The sequence below is a fragment of the Pedobacter sp. GR22-10 genome, assembly GCF_026239715.1.
Taxonomy (GTDB): Bacteria; Bacteroidota; Bacteroidia; order Sphingobacteriales; family Sphingobacteriaceae; genus Pedobacter.
Map to the genome: position 1 here is coordinate 1,180,157 of NZ_JAPIVR010000002.1, position 18,066 is coordinate 1,198,222.

The following is an 18,066-nucleotide window of genomic DNA, read 5'->3' on the forward strand; positions in this document are numbered from 1 at the left end:
TAATTTATGGTCACTAAAATTGTGCGTTGATGCCAAATGTGATGGTCCGGGCAATCGGGTATCTGCCCAGGTCAATGTTATTCAGGATAGCACTTTGGTTAATTGCACCGATTTCCGGATCGTACCCTTTGTATTTCGTAAAGGTGTACAGGTTCTGCACACTGGAATATACTTTCAGGTTGCTGAATTTAAATTTCCTGATCCAGGCGGCGGGCACTTTATAACCAAGACTCATATTTTGAATCCTTAAAAAAGAACCGCTCTCTACATACCGGTCAGATACGACCAGATTTGGATTATCAATACCAATTTTTGGAGCAGGAATATTGGAGTCCGGGTTTTGAGGTGTCCAGAAATTGCTGTAAGCAGCATATTGGTTTTGATAAACGTTCGCCAGGTTGCCCATGGTGTTGTTCAGCAAATTCATGATCTTAGCTCCATAAGATCCATTTAAAAACACAGTGAAATCAAAAGCCCTGTAGCTGAACGTATTGGTAATCCCATAGGTAAATTTAGGATTCGGATTCCCGATCGCGGTGCGGTCTTTCTCGTTCACTACGCCATCACCGTTTACATCTTCATATTGCACATCACCCAGCCAGGTGCTGTTGCTGTTATTGGCAATCGTTCTGCCAAACTGAACCGGTGCAGCACGCAGCTGATCCTCTGTTTTAAAAATTCCTTTTACCCGGTAACCATAAAATTCACCTACTGATCGGCCTACAACCGTACGCGTAACAGGTGTTTGCAGGTAAGCATTGGTTACCGTACCAAATAATTCGGTAAGCCCGTTGCCCAATTCCTTCACTTCATTTTTATAATGGGATAAAACCACATTGGTATTCCATTTAAAATGATCATTATCAATATTGCGGGTATTGATGGTCAAATCAAAACCTACGTTATCAATTTTACCCAGATTGACGTAAGGCGGATTAATGCCACCCAGGTAATCAGGTCCGCCTACCAGGTATGCCGGTAATGTCAGCTGAAACAAAAAATCTTTTGATGTTTTTTTATAAACATCTATACTGGTGTTGATCTTCCCATTCAGGAAACTCATGTCCAAACCAGCATTATATTGAATAGAGGTTTGCCACTTTAAGGCCTTATTGTCAATTCGTCCGGCAAGAAAACCTGTACCCAAACCGGTCTGAGATGACCTCAATAAAGAACTGTACAGATAATTGGGAACATCCTGATTACCAACCTCTCCATATCCAAGACGAATTTTAACCCCGCTCACCACCTTATTGATTCCCTTCATAAAAGATTCATCAGACAATTTCCAGGAGGCAGCAAAAGAAGGGAAATAACCAGACTGTGATCCTTCTGCAAATTTAGAGGTCTTGTCTTTACGGATGGTTGAAGTCAGGCTATATTTTGAACCATAGGTATAAATGGCACGGGCATATACAGATTCCTGTCGCTGTGTTCCAATGTACTCATCATTGGTGGCTGTTATGGCCTGCCCTAAGTTTAATGATTGCACGTCATTACTGAAAAATCCCTGCCTTCTTCCTTCTATACCTCTCCACGTGGATTCCTGAACTTCATAACCTAAAATTGCACTCAGGTTGTGTTTTCCGAATGTCTGGTTATAATTCAGGTATTCTTTCCAGATCAGAAATGTACTTTGCTGATGGCGTTCCTGCAGTGAAGCTGTTGGGTTGGTAAAGCGGCCCCATGAATAACTTGGCGTAAACACATTATTATCAGAGAAATTAAAGTCCCCACCCAATTCTGACCTTAAAGACAGGGGTTTAAGTACCTTGATTTCATTATAGATATTTGTATTGATGTTGCTCCTGTTTAGTTTATTTTTAATTTGCTGCGCCTGGGCCACTGGATTTAATGCCGCAGCGGCAGCCAGGGGATCTGACAAAGGTGGCCCGGTATAGGAACCATCAAGATTGGTTACTGCGAGATCAGGTCCCTGCAATAGGGCATTGTAAATGATTCCATTGTTGTCACTTGTGATTACGTTTTCGGCAGAACGGCTGGCCGTAAGTGTAATACCAAGCTTAAACCATTCTTTAACCTGGGCATCCACATTGGTACGCAGGCTGTAACGACGGAAATCAGACCCGATAACGGTACCATCCTGCCCGAGATATCCACCTGAAATATAATAGTTCAAGCCCTCTTTACCGCCAGAAACAGCGATCTGGTGACTTTGCTGAGCCGCAGTTCTGAAGATTTCTTTTTGCCAGTTGGTACCTTCTCCTAATATGGAAGGATCTGCAAATTCAACTCTTCTTCCCGTTCCATAGATGTCGCCCAGCGAGTTCTGCAATCTGGCATATTGCTTAAGGTCCATGACATCCATATACTTCGCTACGCGCTGGAAACCGTAATAGCCATCGTAATTAATAGCCGAATTGCCTGTTTTTCCTCTTTTTGTCGTGATGATGATCACGCCGTTAGAAGCCCTGTTCCCATAAATTGCAGTGGCTGAGGCATCCTTTAACACATCGATAGATTCAATGTCATTTGGGTTGATCAGCGACAAAGGACTAACGGTAGTTTGAGAATTGGCATTTGAAGAAGAGGCCTGTAAGGGTGATCTTCCACTTGTACTTTGGTTGCTGGCATCACCTGAAATGGGGACACCATCAATCACATATAAAGGTTCATTACTCCCGCTTAACGAAGTTATCCCGCGCACACGAACGGATGTATTGCTGCCGGGTGCCCCTGAATTCTGGCTGATGGTTAGTCCTGAAGCCCTGCCCTGTATCATCTGGTCGATGCTCACCTGGGGTACATTTTCGATATCTGAAGCCTTGACAGAAGAAATTGATCCGTTAATGTCCGAACGTTTCTGAGTACCATAGCCAATTACCACCACATCGCTGAGTACTGTATTTTGGTTCTTCAAAACCACATTTAATGTGTTTCTTTTACCAGGGACAATTTCCTGGGTTTCCATGCCTACAAAAGAAAATACCAGAATCGATGTAGCGGATGGAACAGAGATTTTATACCTCCCGTTGATATCGGTTACTGCGGTCACTTTCGAATCCTTCACTTTAACCGCGACGCCGGGAAGGGTTACCCCCTTCTCATCGCTGACCGTTCCGGAAACCTCAATCTCCTGAATTTGTATCTGCGTTGATGGCAAATAGGTTCTTTTCTTGAGAATAATTGTTTTTTTAATAATCTTAAAATCCAGGTTTGTATTTTTTAAAACCATCACCATGGCCTGCTCAACAGGCATGTTGGTTACATTTACATTGATTTTGGATTTCTCATCAATATCGGCACGCCTGAAAAGCAAATGGTAGCCACTCTGTTTTTCAATTTGCTTAAGAACAGAAAAAATGTCGGCATTGGTATGTTTAAGCGTTAAATTCTGACTAAAGCTACTTGCGCTCACCTGCATTAAAGTCAGAATAAAAAGAAGCACGGTTAGTCTCATTGTTAATAAAATCTGGTAAGAATCACGGCGCAATAGCAGCCTGATCCTATAAAATAAATTCATATCTTTATAGGGTTTGGGTTAAATTATAATGTCGTCTGAATGGGCTTGTAAGTAACCTTTACAATGACCGGATGTGCTGCAAACACAATCCGGTCTTTTTTAAAAACGGTTACGCCGGTTGATTATGCAGTGTTGTAGTAGTTGCTCATATTTGGTTATTTATATTGGTTAAATTATTGGTTAAGCAGTTTTTCCATTATTCTATAATGGTGAGCACATGGTCGTTCAATTCGTATTTTAATCCTGTAAACTGAAGCATACTCAGCATTTCGGAAAGCGCTACATCTTTAGCTATGGTACCGGTGTAGGAAACTTTTGAAGGGGTGCCTTTAAATACCACCCGGATATCATACCATCGGGAAAGTTGCCGGGCAATTTCGTTGATCTCCATATCCTTAAAAATGAAAAGGTCGTTTCTCCAGGCCATTACCGCTTCGAGATCAGCATTGTCGCTGACTTTGATCGCGGATGACGGATTTACACTGGCTTGCTGACCAGGTTTCAACAGTTTTGAAAAGTTTCCTGAGGATAAATGAATACGACCTTCCAGCAGCGTTGTTTTCTGATCAGCTTCATCGTCGTAGGCCATCACGTTAAAATGTGTTCCGAGCACACTGATTTCGGTTCCGCCGAATCGCACTTTAAAAGGTTGCTTCGGATTCTTCACGACCTCAAAATATACCTCACCGGTCATTTGTACATTTCTTTCTGCACCTGTAAATGAAGTCGGGAACCTCAGACTAGACTTGGCATTTAGCCAGACTTTACTTCCATCCGGCAATATCACGCTGTATTTTCCGCCAACAGGTGTTGTGATGGTGTTGTATACCATTTCAGAAGGATTTTCTCCCTTCCTTTTCTTATAGCTCAGCTCTCCTTCAGCGGTTTTGACCACACTCATATCGTACTGATCAGCCACCTTGCCCAGGTTTGCATCAGTAAGTACCAATGAAGATCCGTCATCAAGGGTGAGTACGGCCTTATTGCCTCCCGGGAGGATGCTTGCAGATTGACTTGATTTAAAGCTTTTCTCCGGAGAAAATGAGGAGGAGTATTGCATCCAGAGCAAAGCCATGCTTAAGCATAAAAACAGTGATGCGGCAACCGCCAGAACTTTCCAGGAATAGCTTGACTTTTCAGGTATGAAGATTGGTTTTTGATGCGACTTTGCTTCGATGTTCCGGAGGATGCGTTCAAAGATTTTGGTTTCCATCAGCGCACGTTCCTCATCTGTCAGACCTGAAATATGATCTGGCACAGCATCCATCAGATCAAACCAATGTTCAACCGTTGCGGCTTCACTGGCCGTACAGCTGCCTGAAAGATATTTTCTGATTAAGGACAAGGCTATTGATTTGCCCATATTGGTTTTCAATTATATTTGGTTGGTTAATGGTATAGTCGGTTGGACAGGCTTTTGCCCCCAAAAAAAAATAAAAAAAAATTTAGTGCGGCTAAAACAGCAGCCAGGCGAAGGATGAAGCGATCAGAACTTCCTTAAAGTGCAACCTGAAAAGTTTCAGCGCATTGGTGATATGGTTTTCCACTGTTTTCTCAGAGATTCCTAATAATTCAGCGATTTCCTTATTTGATTTATGATGTTGCCTGCTCAATTCAAACACCCGCCGGCATTTTGCAGGTAATTTCGAGATCACCCGGTTGATTCCATCTTCTACCTCATGCAAAAACACCGTCTCTTCAGTAGTATTGGCTGTTTCCGTATAACTAAAAGAAAGCAATTCCAGGTAATTGTTCCGGGTTGCTTCCCTGGCCAGGTAATCGATCACTGAATAACGGATGGAAGTATGGAGATAAGCCTTTAAGGCACCCCTGATGTTTATTTTTTTGCGATTGATCCAGAACAGGGTAAAAAAATTCTGGATAATTTCTTCAGAAGCTTCTTTAGACCTCAGCCGCTTATTGGAAATCAGGTACAAATCATACCAATACCGGACATAAATCTCCTTGAAAGCAAGCATGTCGTTTTCCTTCAAAAGGATGACAAGTTCTTCATCGGTATGTTTATGCCCGTTGCTCATAGTGAGTAAAAGTATAAAAAAATAGTTTCATTCAGCATGCTGATTTTGTTTGCTGAAAAATATCAACAGCAATGTTTATCACCAGAAGAAATCGGGTTTAATATTGCGTTTTAATCCTGGCGTAAAAGCCAGTATTCAGGTAGATGAGGAGGTAGATTCCGGGAACCTACCCTTCACCTTTGCAAGATTAGAGGAACCTTTATCACAGCCTATCTAAAAACTTTTTCACTCCATAAATAAAAATTACACATGCTCTCCGAGAAACAAAATTGCAAGAAACCCTTTTTTGTTTCTCGATAAATTGTTTCTCCAACCCGAAACACTTTTCCTTGAAACTTTTTTTTGTTTCGGGAAAAAGGGTTTCAAATCATCTATCTAAAATGGTAAAGTCAGCCTCTGCTTACACTCTGTTCTTGAAAATTATTTAGTGAATTAAATTTTTGTCTTTTAAATTGGCGATGCAAATCAATAATCAATAAAATTTATAACATTAACAGAGACGTGGACTTATAAATACTGCTGATGTAATTCAGGCATTAAAATCTGGTCAGCTTGGTTATTTAGGGCTTGATGTATATGAACAGGAATCAGCCTTGTTTTTTCATGACCTATCTAACGAAGTTATTCAAGATGATCAGATCACTCGCCTGATGTCGTTTCCAAATGTTTTAGTCACTTGCCATCATGGATTTTTTACGCGTGAGGCCATGCAGCAAATTGCAGAGATTACTTTTGCTAACGCCGATGCTTTCGCTACAGGCGCTGTAATGCCGAATGAAATTAAGCCATAACGGAATAAGAACAAATTGAAATTAAATCGCCTTACATTTTTCTGCCAGCCATGAGGCTTCCTCGTCAGTTAATTCTTGCTTCAACTGGTCATAAACCAGTTGATTATATGCATTGAGCCAGTTAATTTGTTCGGGAAGCAACCAGTCTTTCTGGATCATCGAAGTATCAATATAAGCCAGTGTTACCGTTTCAAACTGAAGAAATTCACCAAAAAAAGTGGTTTCACCCGCAACGGTGAGCACAAGGTTTTCAATCCGCACCCCATGTTTGCCCGGCCGGTAAATTCCGGGTTCTATGGAAGTAAGCATACCCGGATCTATTGCTACCGCAGCATTTGACGGACCAATATTTTGCGGCCCTTCATGAACATTCAGGTAATAACCCACGCCATGACCTGTGCCATGGCCATAATTAATGCCTTGCTGCCACAACTGCTGGCGGCAAATTCCATCAAGCTGATATCCGCGGGTACCTTTAGGAAATTTAGCCGCAGTACCAAAAATCAGTGCAGAAAGTACCAGCGTGTAATCCCTTTTCTCCTCATCGGTTGTTTCGCCTAAGGGAACTGTTCTGGTAATGTCAGTTGTGCCGTAGAAATAATGCCCGCCGGAATCTAACAGGAAAAGTCCCTGAGGAAGCAATTCAAGATGGTTAATTTCATCAGGAGCGTAATGTGGCAATGCGGCATGTGGTCCGTAACCTGCAATGGAAGCGAAGCTGATGCCTGCAAAATTTTTACCCCGCTCACGAAATGCTTTAATTTTCTGCGATGCAGACCATTCCGTTATCCTGATCTTGCCAAGGTTTTCTTCCAGCCATTTAAAAAAACGGGTAAGTGCCACACCATCACTCACCATCGCCGCCCGTATATGCGCTATTTCAACCGCATTTTTAATAGCCTTAAACCCTACCACCGGATTGGTTTCCCTGATTACCTGTACTGTTGAGGATAACTGCGTTAAAAACTGATAGGAAGTTCTTTTACCATCCAGCAAAATCCTACCATTTTCCAGCTGCTGAATATCAGCGTTGATTTCGTGATAATCCTTCAGCTTCACGCCTCTTTCTGCTAATAAATTCACATCAGCAGGAGATATTTTTTGATAATTAAGGTATAATGTCACTTCGTTTATGGTAATTAACGCATAACAAAGTACCACCGGATTATAACTGACATCATTTCCCCTGATGTTAAAAAGCCAGGCGAGATCATCCAAACTGGAGATCACATGAACATTCGCCTGATGTTCTGTCAAGGCAACCCGAAGTGCAGAAAGTTTGCTGTTGAAGGTTTGTCCGCAATCTTTTTCAGGCAATAAAACAGCAGGAGCTGTTGGCAATGCTGGCCGGCTCTGCCAAATTTCAGCTATTAAATCTAAATGCCTGATATCAATGTGATGAGTAGCCAGGGCAGTTTTAATTTCTTCACCTAAAACCATCGACATCAGTTGATAATCAAATGCCACAACAGATTCTTCAGTCAGTTTTTCACCTAACCAGTCGATATACTCCGGCGTATGCTGAACCTTTAACCTGACCAGCTCATATCCGCTTCCTGCTAATTGCTGTGTCGCTTGTTCGAAATAACGGAAATCTGCCCAGAGCCCGGCAAAATCAGGCGTAATTACCAATGTTCCGGCAGAACCGCTAAAACCTGAAGCAAACTGAATGCACTTATAGCGATCGGGAACGTATTCACTCATGTGCGGATCAGAAGAAGGAATGATATAGGCATCTACGCCCGCTTCCTTCATTTTTTCCCGGAAGGCATTTAATTTTTCCTGATGGGTCATATCCATTAATAAGCGTTGTTTCTGATTTCTTCTACTTCGCTGATTTCGATCGCTAAAGGTTTACCCAATAACCGGAGGCCTTCGGTGGTCATGGCATAATTATTCTCCAAACGGATACCACTAAAATCCTTAAACTTTTCTACTTCGGCATAATTGATAAAGGATTCAAATCTCCGGTCAGCTTTCCATAAATCGATCAGTTCAGGAATCATGTAAATTCCGGGCTCGATGGTAAATACATAACCGGGCTCCAAAGCACGTCCTAACCTTAAGGATTTAAGTCCAAACAGTTCTTTTTCTTTCTTTAAAGTATCGTCATAGCCCACATATTCTTCACCCAGATCTTCCATATCATGAACATCCAGTCCCATCATATGGCCCGTACCACACTGAAAAAACAGGGCGTGGGCACCGGCAGCAACCGCTTCGTCCATATCACCTTTCATTAATCCCATTGCTTTCATGCCTTCAGCCAAACTTTTACAAGCCGCGTAATGCACATCAATATATTTTGTATGTGGTTTTGATCCTGCTTCAGCACTTTGAAGTGCAGCTTGAACAATAGCATACACCTCACGTTGCCTGTTATCGAATTTTTTACCTACCGGAAAGGTCCTGGTTAAATCGCCACAATAACCCATTGCTGTTTCCATTCCTGAATCATTCAGCACCAGCTGTCCATCCTGCATTACATTTCCGTGAAAATGATTGTGCAGAATTTCGCCATGAACGGTTAAAATAATCGGATAGGCAATATTGCCACCGGTTCGCAGTGCTTCGCCATGAATCAATGCGGCAATCTCTTCTTCTTTCAGGCCTGGCCTGGTTTTTTGCATGGCCAGCAAGTGCATATCAATGCTATGGTTAACCGCTTGCTCTATTTCGGTAATTTCTACAGCTGATTTGATGGACCGTTGTGCCGCAACAGCTTGAATAAATGGTAATGATGCCGATGGCTTTAACTGATTCACATTGAGGCTTAATAAATCAGCCAGCTTAATTTTATTTTCTGCCCGGTAAGGTGGTAAATAGTGAATTGTTCTTTTTAAGGAAACTGCCTTGCGGATATGATCAGACAGTTCAGCCGATGGAAGTACTTTGGAGATCCCCGCAAGATTTGCTTTTTCCTGAATAGTCTCCTGTCTGCCCATCCATACGATATCATCAATGCCCATTTCATTTCCGAAAATCATTTCCTGGTTTTCATCTATATCAATCATGGCCATTAAGCCCGGGTGCGCAATTCCGAAATAGTATAAAAATGTGCTGTCTTGCCTAAAGCTATAGGCATTATCAGCATAGTTCATCGGACTTTCTTCATTTCCAAAAAAAAGAAGTAAGCCAGATTTTAATCTCTGAGCCAATGCGGCTCTTCTTTCTACATAAACACTTGTTTGGAACATTTGCTTTATTTTCTGGTGGATCAAAAATTTAATCAAAAATAGCAAAAGCAATAAATAATGCCTGCTCATTTACGTCACAATCTTAAACAGGATAAGATCATGCACTATAGGGTGAAAATCAGTAAAGATAGCCCGGCAGATTTACACCAAATTAGCATATGGATAAAATGGAATCGAAAAAAAGCAGTTACCCCAAAAGTATTGGGTACATCATTGCCAATGAGGGTGCTGAACGCTTTAGCTTTTATGGCATGCGGTCCATCCTTGCCACCTTTCTGGTGTTCCATTTCTTTAACCCTACCATGAATGCGGCCTTGCAGGCTACAGCAGAAGCCAAAGCCAATGAAACCACACATTTTTTTGTATCACTGGCTTATGCACTTCCCTTCGTGGGCGGCCTGGTGGCCGATTGGTTCTTTGGGAAATACAAGGTAATTATCTATGTATCCGTGGTGTACTGCATCGGGCATTTGTGTCTGGCTTTATTTGATCACGACCTGGAGAAATTTAAATATGGCTTAATTTTAATTGCCATTGGTGCCGGAGGCATTAAATCTTGCGTTTCGGCGAATCTTGGAGATCAGTTTACGGCAAGCAACAAACACCTGATGTCGAAAGTTTATGGTTGGTTTTATTTTAGCATTAACGCCGGATCTGTATTGTCCACCATCCTCATCCCATTAGTTTATGACCGTTATGGTGCCAAATGGGCATTCGGAATCCCCGGAATTTTAATGGCTTTAGCCACGGTGATTTTCTTTCTGGGCAGAAAAACTTACGTCAATGTTCCGCCATCCGGTGTCAATAAAAACAATTTTGTGTTCATCTCTGTATACGCGCTAATCAACTGGCGGTCAAAAAAGAAAAAACAATCGTTACTGGATGTAGCGAAAGAAAAATTCGACCATCAGAAAGTGGAAGATGTCAAAACGGTTTATAATGTACTGGCGGTATTTGTTTTTATCCCGATTTTCTGGGCACTGTGGGATCAGAATTTGTCGGAGTGGGTGTTGCAGGCCACTAAAATGGACCGGCATATTCTCGGTATTCAATTCCTTCCTGAACAAATTCAAACTGTGAATCCATTTTTCCTGCTGTTATTTATTCCCATATTTAATTACTGGCTCTATCCATTTCTGGATAAAAAAGGGTTAAAAACAACACCGCTTAGGAGAATAGGTGCCGGCTTAGTGCTTTTGGCGGTATCTTTTACCATTATTGCATTGATCCAAACCAGCATTGATAAAGGGGCAAGTCCATCCATTGTATGGCAGATTCTGGCTTATGCCGTTCTAGCAGCGGCAGAGGTTCTGGTTTCTATTACCGGATTAGAATATGCCTATACACAAGCCAGTAATTCAATGAAAAGCACCATGATTGCCATCTGGTTACTTACCACTGCCCTTGGAAATCTCTTCACTGCTTTGGTAAACCGAAGCATCTCAAGCGGTGGTTTTTTTGCCCAGTTTAAGGGTGCAGATTATTACTGGTTTTTCATCGGCCTGCTCGGGATCTTTATTGTGGTGTATTTCTTTGTTTCGCCGAGGATTAAAGAAAGACAGGAAACCGAAGTTATACCAGTTATTCAACCTGAATTAAATTAGCAAATATGATTGTTCAATTATGTAAAAAACAAAGATGCATCTCCTATGCAATCTTCACCGTCGCAGGACTTCTTTTTACCTTAAGTACCAATGCGCAGGAGCAAAAAAGTGATGTAAAACCGCTGGCGTCGAACCTGGAGCAACTGTTGATTACGCGTCCGCCAGATTCACTGGGTTATCCAAAATTTTATGAAAAATATACAGATGCCTTTGGGATTCCTGTGGTTTCATCGGCTAAGGTTTCTGATGCGGCATTGTTAGTAGCCCGGGATATCATCAATTATATGCTGGTAAAAAGGCCGGATATCCGCAGTGCAATGATCAGTATGAAAGCCCGCCTATCTATCATGGCCTGGTCTGAAATGCAAACTGATCTGCCTGAATACAGCAACTGGAAAAAACCGGCACTTACCGACGGGCGCCTTACCCCAACAGAAAAAGAAAACTATAACAAACCCGGTGGAATAGCAAGCTTAACGGACAAGGGGTACTGGAATCAGCGTGCCCGCGGGATGGGTGGGATTCAAACTTCCTGCGCGGAAGAAAATCTTTTGGGTTTCCCCGGAACAAAGTATTATGGCGAAAATATTATGGTGCATGAGTGGAGCCACAATGTCATGTCGGCCTTGCGGAAAGCCGATCCGGAGCTTTACAAGCAAATTGATGTGGCCTACCAAGCCGCAAGGAAAAAGGGCATGTATAAAGATCAGTATGCCATTAATACCGTTGCAGAGTATTGGGCAGAGGGTAGTCAATGGTGGTTTTGGTCGAATTATGAGTTTAACGATGGAAAAGTCAGGGTGCAAACCCCTGATGATTTGAAGGCATATGACCCAACGCTGTATCATATTCTTTCACAGGTATATGCCGGGCATCATATTCCTGCAGACGTTTATTATGGCAGGAACATTCCTTTTGGCGGCCCGACAGTGAAGCATTGAGTGATAACTTTGAGCAAGTTACACAAACGGCATATGTGCGGGGCATTCAGCAATCTCTCCTGCAAAATAGATTGTTTCGTCGGCTGAAAAAGCCTTTCCTCGCAATGACGACTAAAAGTCTCATTTCAAATTTACTTCTTCTGAAAAACCTTAAACCCTTTAAAAGCACCATAGCCAGCAATATCACCATAAGTTGCATGATAAACCCCAACTTCCAAAACCTCAGCCGCCAGATCATCACGTTTAACAGGGCTTCCGGGAAGATTTACCCAGTTCCTTCCATCACTGCTTCCCCGCATAAAAAACGTATTCCCAATCCGCTGGATTTGCAGGTAGCTGTAAAAATCCCATCCTGAAAGATTATTGAACTGCCTCCGCCCTTTCGTACTCAGATCAGTGATGATATTGCCAATGCCCCAACCGGGCATAATACCATTTTGAATAAGTTTATGATTCGTCTCCGGTAGTTTCACCATGATTCCTGCCTCGTTCGCACCATAGGCTTTTTTTTTAGCAAGCCCAATGAGATCTGAAAGTTTCACTTCAGCAACAAAATCTCCCTTTAAATTAAGGTATGCAAACGGGCCTGAATTACCCGAACCATCCCAGGCGGTGTTATGCGAGATCATTTTTAACACACCTTCCTGCTGAACAAGTGTATCTGCTGACCCCACGAAACCATCCCATGATGTCCCGGTTAATCCTTCTTTTGATCCCGGAATTGATTGAGCATTTCCATTCTGCCTTTTAGTGATCAATAGCGAGGAATCAGTTTTTACAGTAAGGGTGGACGAAGGTTCCGTTACATTTCCAAAATTATCTTTCACCTTCAGCATATATTGATAACTATGCTCCGGCTTCACGGAAAAATCAATAAAGGCGGCAGTATCATTCCACTTGGCCACACCATGATCTACATTGGTGAAGAGATATTGAAAAACACTACCGGGCAATTCCGGCCGGTCAGCTACCATATATACCATATTAGGTGTAACCAACGCAGGAGTTGAAGCAAAGCTTGCCTTTAAATTCCTGACACTTTGCCCTTGCTTCCAAAAGTTGAACGCATTTCTTCTGGAAAGCTCATCTAAACCTTTATCATAAATGAAAAAGGAAGATATTGCTGTCTGACCGCCTGATGTTTCCAGCAACAGCTGCTGGTTGTTCTGTATATTTGCATCAGCTAAACGCGCATTGAGTTTCCTGTTGACAAAAACCTGAAACTTTCCATGTAAATAGTTGAAGATGATTTGCTGCCATTTACCATTGCCTAAAATGGCCACCTTTTTTCCGGCTCCAAAATAAAAACTGGCTTTCGAACCGCTGGCTGACATCATAGAAAAAACAGCACTGAATGGTTTGGTAAAATTCACTGCTTTGGTACTTTCGTCCGGCAAATGCAGCTGTGCGCCATCATGTAATACAACTGAAACTTTCCCGGCCACATCTTTTACCTCCAAAAGGCCTTTGGTGTGCAGTTCACCTAAAGCCTTCCCATGGTTTTTCCATTTCTTCAGCTTTCCATAATCAAGGTTCTTCGCATCTGCATAAACCACTGCATGATTATCAGTTCCTTTGGCGTAAGCTGTTGTTATTTCTTCAAAACTTAAGGGCTTATCATAAACTTTCAGTGCTGCGAGGGCTCCGGAAAACCCTGCAGTTCCATCTTCATTCCCACCAACCAGAAAGTGTGATAATTTTTTAATAAAAAGCATTCTTCGCGCAGCCCGATCCAGTTTCCCATCCACATAAATACGCTCCAGCGTTCCATCAAAAACCATTACCATGTGGTGCCATTGATTTGCTTGAGGAACAACTTTGTAGCCTAAATCTGCCCAACCCAAATGAACCGCTGCACCAGAATTTTTACTGGAGCCATAACCTACAGAAACATTTGTAAGATCATCACCGCTTCTATCTGTCCAGGAAACCAGTGTTTCTTCTTTTTCAATTTCCGGATTAAGTACCCACATACTTACAGTGTAGCTGCTGTTGCCCAGCAAAGATGGCGGGGCCAAAATTGAAGAAGATAAACGTTCTTTTCCAGAAAACAGCAAGGCCTTCTTTCCATCTATCATCGTAACTATTGGTTTCGCTGTTCCTAAAGCAGAAAATGTACCGCCTGATTTCCCAGGATTTGGAATATTTTGAATGGCCGAACCGATACGGAGCTTGCTAAAATTCAAATCAATTAATAAACCCCTCGAATCAAAGCGCTGTAAAGATTCCCACCTTTTAATTGCTGTATTCATCACAGGTCGATAGGAGGCATCATCAAAAACCTGAACATTCCAGATAGCCTTGTTTAAACCGGGATATTCGGTGTGCAGAATGGTATTGCGTATATACCTGGCCTTCACGTTTCCAACATCAATCATCGGACTTCCATGTTGGGTATTGCGGCTTTTATCAGCATACCATTTCCAGGTTTTGCCATCAAGAGAATATTCAATTTTATACTGATAATACCAGGTGGCATACTCAAACTGGGTATGTACACTTCTAACATTCATGACCTTGCCCAGGTCTATCTGCAACCAGGCCGGTCCAATGTTGTTTTTTGGTTTCCAAAGCGTTCCCTTGTTATCGTCCACCGCATACTCAGCTTTAAAATCCTGGTCGTAAACAGATGATGCGGTTACTGTTTTTCCTAAAGCAAGGTTATCATGCGGATTTTCATTTTTTGCCAGATAACCAATCCCCGTATGTGTTGGTATCAGTTTTAGAATATTTCCCTTTTCGTCAAAAATAATTTTATCGGCTGCCACTTGCCTGTGGTAACCGCCATCATTGTGCGGATTGTTGTGCCGGTGATAGATCAGATAAAAATCTTCACCCTGCTGTAATACAGACTGATGGCCTGGCCCATGCACCGTTCCATCATTATTGGTTGCCAAAATTGGGTTTTCAGCAGCATATTTGAAAGGCCCCATCGGATTTGTTGCCGTTGCATATTGCACCCGGTAAGTTCCATCTTCACAATAACCAGATGAATAAGTGAGGTAATAAATCCCTTTTCTTTTAAAGACAAATGGTGCCTCGAAAAAATCTTTTGCATCTGTATTGGGAATTTGAGCCAGTTTTGCAAATGATTTCATGTCTGCATTCAGCAAGCCAACGCCACAGCCATGGTTCGGGTAAATGCCCCAGGTGCCCCAATACATGTAATATTTCCCATCATCATCTTTAAAAGTCTGGCCATCAAGTGTAATGACATTAGGCACCAGAAAGTTAGGAACAATGGGTTTGCCTGGTGCCAATAGCGGAGTCCACGGCCCCACTGGTGAAGCAGATGAAGCACCGAAGATTTCTACGGGCTGGCAATAATAGAGGTAATATTTTCCATCCGGACCTAAAGTAGCATCTGGCGCCCAGTAATGATGGGTAGTCGGCCAGTTCATATCCTGCAGGGTCCAGTTCACAAAATCTTTCGAGGTCCAGACTTGCGAGGGCCCGAAACCACCGCCATTGCCATCTGTAGTTGCATAGATATAATAAGTATCTCCAAATTTCTTTACCGTGGGATCTGCAAAATAACCTGGAATAATCGGATTCCCATTTCCTTTTTTCAACTGTGGCGCTTGTGCCAAAGCAGATAAACTAAAAGAGCCGCTCAGAATGGATAACAGCAAAAGGTTTAGAACAATGTTTTTCATAATGATCAATTAATGTAAAAACCAACACATCCTTTGCCTCCCAACACAGCTGTACAGATCATTATTTTGCCGGTGAAACCAGGTTTACATTTGGTGTTTCAGCCTTTAAAAGATGCCTGATAAAGAAATCCCTTTTGCGCCTTCGGCCATAAACGCCACCATCACTATGCCCCATCCCTGGAATGCTTAAAATATCAAAATCTTTATTGGCCTTAATCAAAGCATCAGCCAGGCGATAAGTAGATTCTGGCGGAACATTTTCATCGGCTTCGCCAACAATCAGAAATAAATTGCCCTGAAGTTTTGCCGCATTGGTAATGTTTGATTGTGCGTCATAATGTTCACCTACCGGATAACCCATCCATTGTTCGTTCCACCATTGTTTATCTATTCGATTATCATGGCAACCACAGGCAGAAACCGCAGCCTTATAAAATTCGGGGTGAAAGAGTAACGCACCGGTAGAATTCTGTCCACCGGCAGACGTTCCATACACACCAATTTTATTGATATCGGCGTTAGGATATTTTTTCGCCATGGCCTTCATCCATAAAATCCGGTCTGTGAAACCTGCATCAGCCAGGTTATGCCAGCAAACATCATGGAAGGCTTTTGAGCGGTTGGCTGTTCCCATTCCATCAATCTGAACAACAATAAAACCCAATTCTGCCAGGCTTTGCATTTCACTGGCTGGTAAAAAGCTCTTCGGCACAAAGCTATCCTGCGGACCCGCATAAATATTCTCGATAATGGGATAAGTTTTATTGGGGTCCATATGGGATGGCTTACAAACCACTCCCCAGATATCGGTCACCCCATCACGGCCCTTACTGACAAAAACTTCTGGCAATTTTACACCCGTATTTAAATATGGAGTAACATCACCATGCTCAATTTCCTGTAGCGGTTTTGTACTTGCCGTAACCTTCAATTTGGTTACGGGCGGGATGTTTACCTGCGAATAAGTATCGAGATAATATTTTCGATCAGGAGAAAAGCTGACATTGTGGTTCCCTACCTCTGGCGTGAGGTTAACCAATCCCTTTCCGTCGAAACCAATTCTGTAATAATGCATAAAATAGGGATCCTCACCTTTATTCATACCGCTGGCTCTAAACCAAACCTGGCGTTTAATGATATCCACACTATCCACATCACGCACTACCCAATTGCCTTTGGTGATAAGGTGTTGCTTACCTGAAATGCCATTGACAAGGTAAAGGTGCTGCCAGCCATCCTGCTCACTGGTATATAGAATTTCATTTGTTTTTGGGAGATAACGGGTATAAATCCGGCTCTCGTAAATGAATGTTTTTGTTTTTTCATCAATGATGTTTCTTGTTTTTCCGGTTAATGCATCTACCTCAATCACCCTGAACCGCTGATGCCCCCGATCTGCTTTTTCATAGGTATAGTATCGGTTATTACGCCAGTGCAATGGCTGCGGACTAAAAAAATCAGTGGCTTCTACATCTACTTTCTTTGAAGTTTTAGTGTTCAAATCAAAAATATAGGGCTGGTAAGATGTAAAATCATCTCCTGGTTGCGCATACTCACGAGATTTTAACGCTCCCCTGGTGGTTCCCGGAACAGAACTTAAAACATAATGGACTTTCTTAATTTCCTTCGGATCAGTTTTATAAGCCACCACCGTTTTTCCATCCGGCGACCACTCAAAATTTCCATAAGGTTTATCAGCCGTGCCATCCTTACTTATTGGCGTTTCAGTTTTCGATGCCACGTCAATTAAGATCAAATTCCCCCCACGAACTTCTATTTCACTTTTTCCGTCAGGCGATTGGCGCACAGTTTTGCTTCCCTCCCAACGCGAATATTTACGCTGCAAAGGCATTTTTGAATTATATTTAAAAATCGCTGTATCAGTAGCAGGCTTGATGCTATAATCATCCAGATTTACCTCATACCACTTATTTTGGGATTTCAGCTTTAAGGTATGCTGATCAGTGAAATAAAGCATTGAAAATGGTAACCGCATGGCCGATTGCTTTTGACCACTAACAGCCGATAGCCTCTGTGCAAGTTGTTCTGCATCGAAAGCAGATTTTCTACTGCCACTGGCCACATCCACATAAATATATTCCCAGTTTTTATTTGGAAGGTTTTTCTTATACCAAAAAGCTGTGCCATCCTTTTTCCAGAATGGAACAATGTCGTTATTAGTTGGAACATTACGTATGGCGGTATCCAGTTGACTGGCCCTTTGGTAGGCCTCAACAATGTCTGCTGCAGTTGGCGCATAAGGCTTTTGCTGTGCCAGAACAATTAAAGAAGTGAAGGAAAAAAAAGAAGCGAAGGCCATTTTTCCAATCGGGAAATTCATTTTCATCTTGCAG

Annotated in this window: 10 protein-coding genes; 3 read left to right on the plus strand and 7 right to left on the minus strand. The window is 42.3% G+C overall.

Going from position 1 to position 18,066, the window contains the following annotated elements:
- Positions 1 to 13 precede the first annotated feature (13 nt).
- From OQX64_RS12550 to OQX64_RS12560, 3 genes are all read right to left on the minus strand, one after another.
- The gene (locus tag OQX64_RS12550) at positions 14 to 3,484 is read right to left on the minus strand and encodes a TonB-dependent receptor (RefSeq protein WP_265819018.1); all 3,471 of its coding nucleotides are present in this window, start codon (positions 3,482 to 3,484) and stop codon (positions 14 to 16) included.
- 196 nt (positions 3,485 to 3,680) lie between these two features.
- Entirely contained in the window at positions 3,681 to 4,847 is a 1,167-nt protein-coding gene (locus OQX64_RS12555) for a FecR family protein (protein WP_265819019.1), read from the minus strand.
- Positions 4,848 to 4,938: 91 nt separating this feature from the next.
- Positions 4,939 to 5,523, minus strand: coding sequence for an RNA polymerase sigma-70 factor (locus tag OQX64_RS12560; protein ID WP_322974954.1), 585 nt, complete (start codon positions 5,521 to 5,523; stop codon positions 4,939 to 4,941).
- A 509-nt stretch (positions 5,524 to 6,032) separates the two neighbouring features.
- Here OQX64_RS12560 and OQX64_RS12565 point away from each other — a divergent pair.
- Positions 6,033 to 6,314 (plus strand): NAD(P)-dependent oxidoreductase, encoded by a 282-nt coding sequence (locus OQX64_RS12565; RefSeq protein WP_265819052.1) that lies wholly within the window; start codon positions 6,033 to 6,035, stop codon positions 6,312 to 6,314.
- 21 nt (positions 6,315 to 6,335) lie between these two features.
- Here the strand turns inward: OQX64_RS12565 and OQX64_RS12570 are convergent, their stop codons facing one another.
- The gene (locus OQX64_RS12570) at positions 6,336 to 8,108 is read right to left on the minus strand and encodes an aminopeptidase P family protein (protein WP_265819020.1); all 1,773 of its coding nucleotides are present in this window, start codon (positions 8,106 to 8,108) and stop codon (positions 6,336 to 6,338) included.
- A gap of 5 nt (positions 8,109 to 8,113) precedes the next feature.
- Positions 8,114 to 9,511 (minus strand): aminopeptidase P family protein, encoded by a 1,398-nt coding sequence (locus tag OQX64_RS12575; protein ID WP_265819021.1) that lies wholly within the window; start codon positions 9,509 to 9,511, stop codon positions 8,114 to 8,116.
- Between the two features lie 167 nt (positions 9,512 to 9,678).
- Here OQX64_RS12575 and OQX64_RS12580 point away from each other — a divergent pair, with 167 nt between their 5' ends.
- Together OQX64_RS12580 and OQX64_RS12585 are read left to right on the plus strand one after the other, a co-directional pair.
- Positions 9,679 to 11,115 (plus strand): POT family MFS transporter, encoded by a 1,437-nt coding sequence (locus tag OQX64_RS12580; RefSeq protein ID WP_265819022.1) that lies wholly within the window; start codon positions 9,679 to 9,681, stop codon positions 11,113 to 11,115.
- 5 nt (positions 11,116 to 11,120) lie between these two features.
- The gene (locus OQX64_RS12585) at positions 11,121 to 12,056 is read left to right on the plus strand and encodes a glycoside hydrolase (protein ID WP_216359276.1); all 936 of its coding nucleotides are present in this window, start codon (positions 11,121 to 11,123) and stop codon (positions 12,054 to 12,056) included.
- 131 nt (positions 12,057 to 12,187) lie between these two features.
- Here the strand turns inward: OQX64_RS12585 and OQX64_RS12590 are convergent, their stop codons facing one another.
- Positions 12,188 to 15,712 (minus strand): family 43 glycosylhydrolase, encoded by a 3,525-nt coding sequence (locus tag OQX64_RS12590; RefSeq protein WP_265819023.1) that lies wholly within the window; start codon positions 15,710 to 15,712, stop codon positions 12,188 to 12,190.
- A gap of 61 nt (positions 15,713 to 15,773) precedes the next feature.
- Positions 15,774 to 18,059, minus strand: coding sequence for a S9 family peptidase (locus OQX64_RS12595; RefSeq protein ID WP_265819024.1), 2,286 nt, complete (start codon positions 18,057 to 18,059; stop codon positions 15,774 to 15,776).
- Positions 18,060 to 18,066 lie beyond the last annotated feature (7 nt).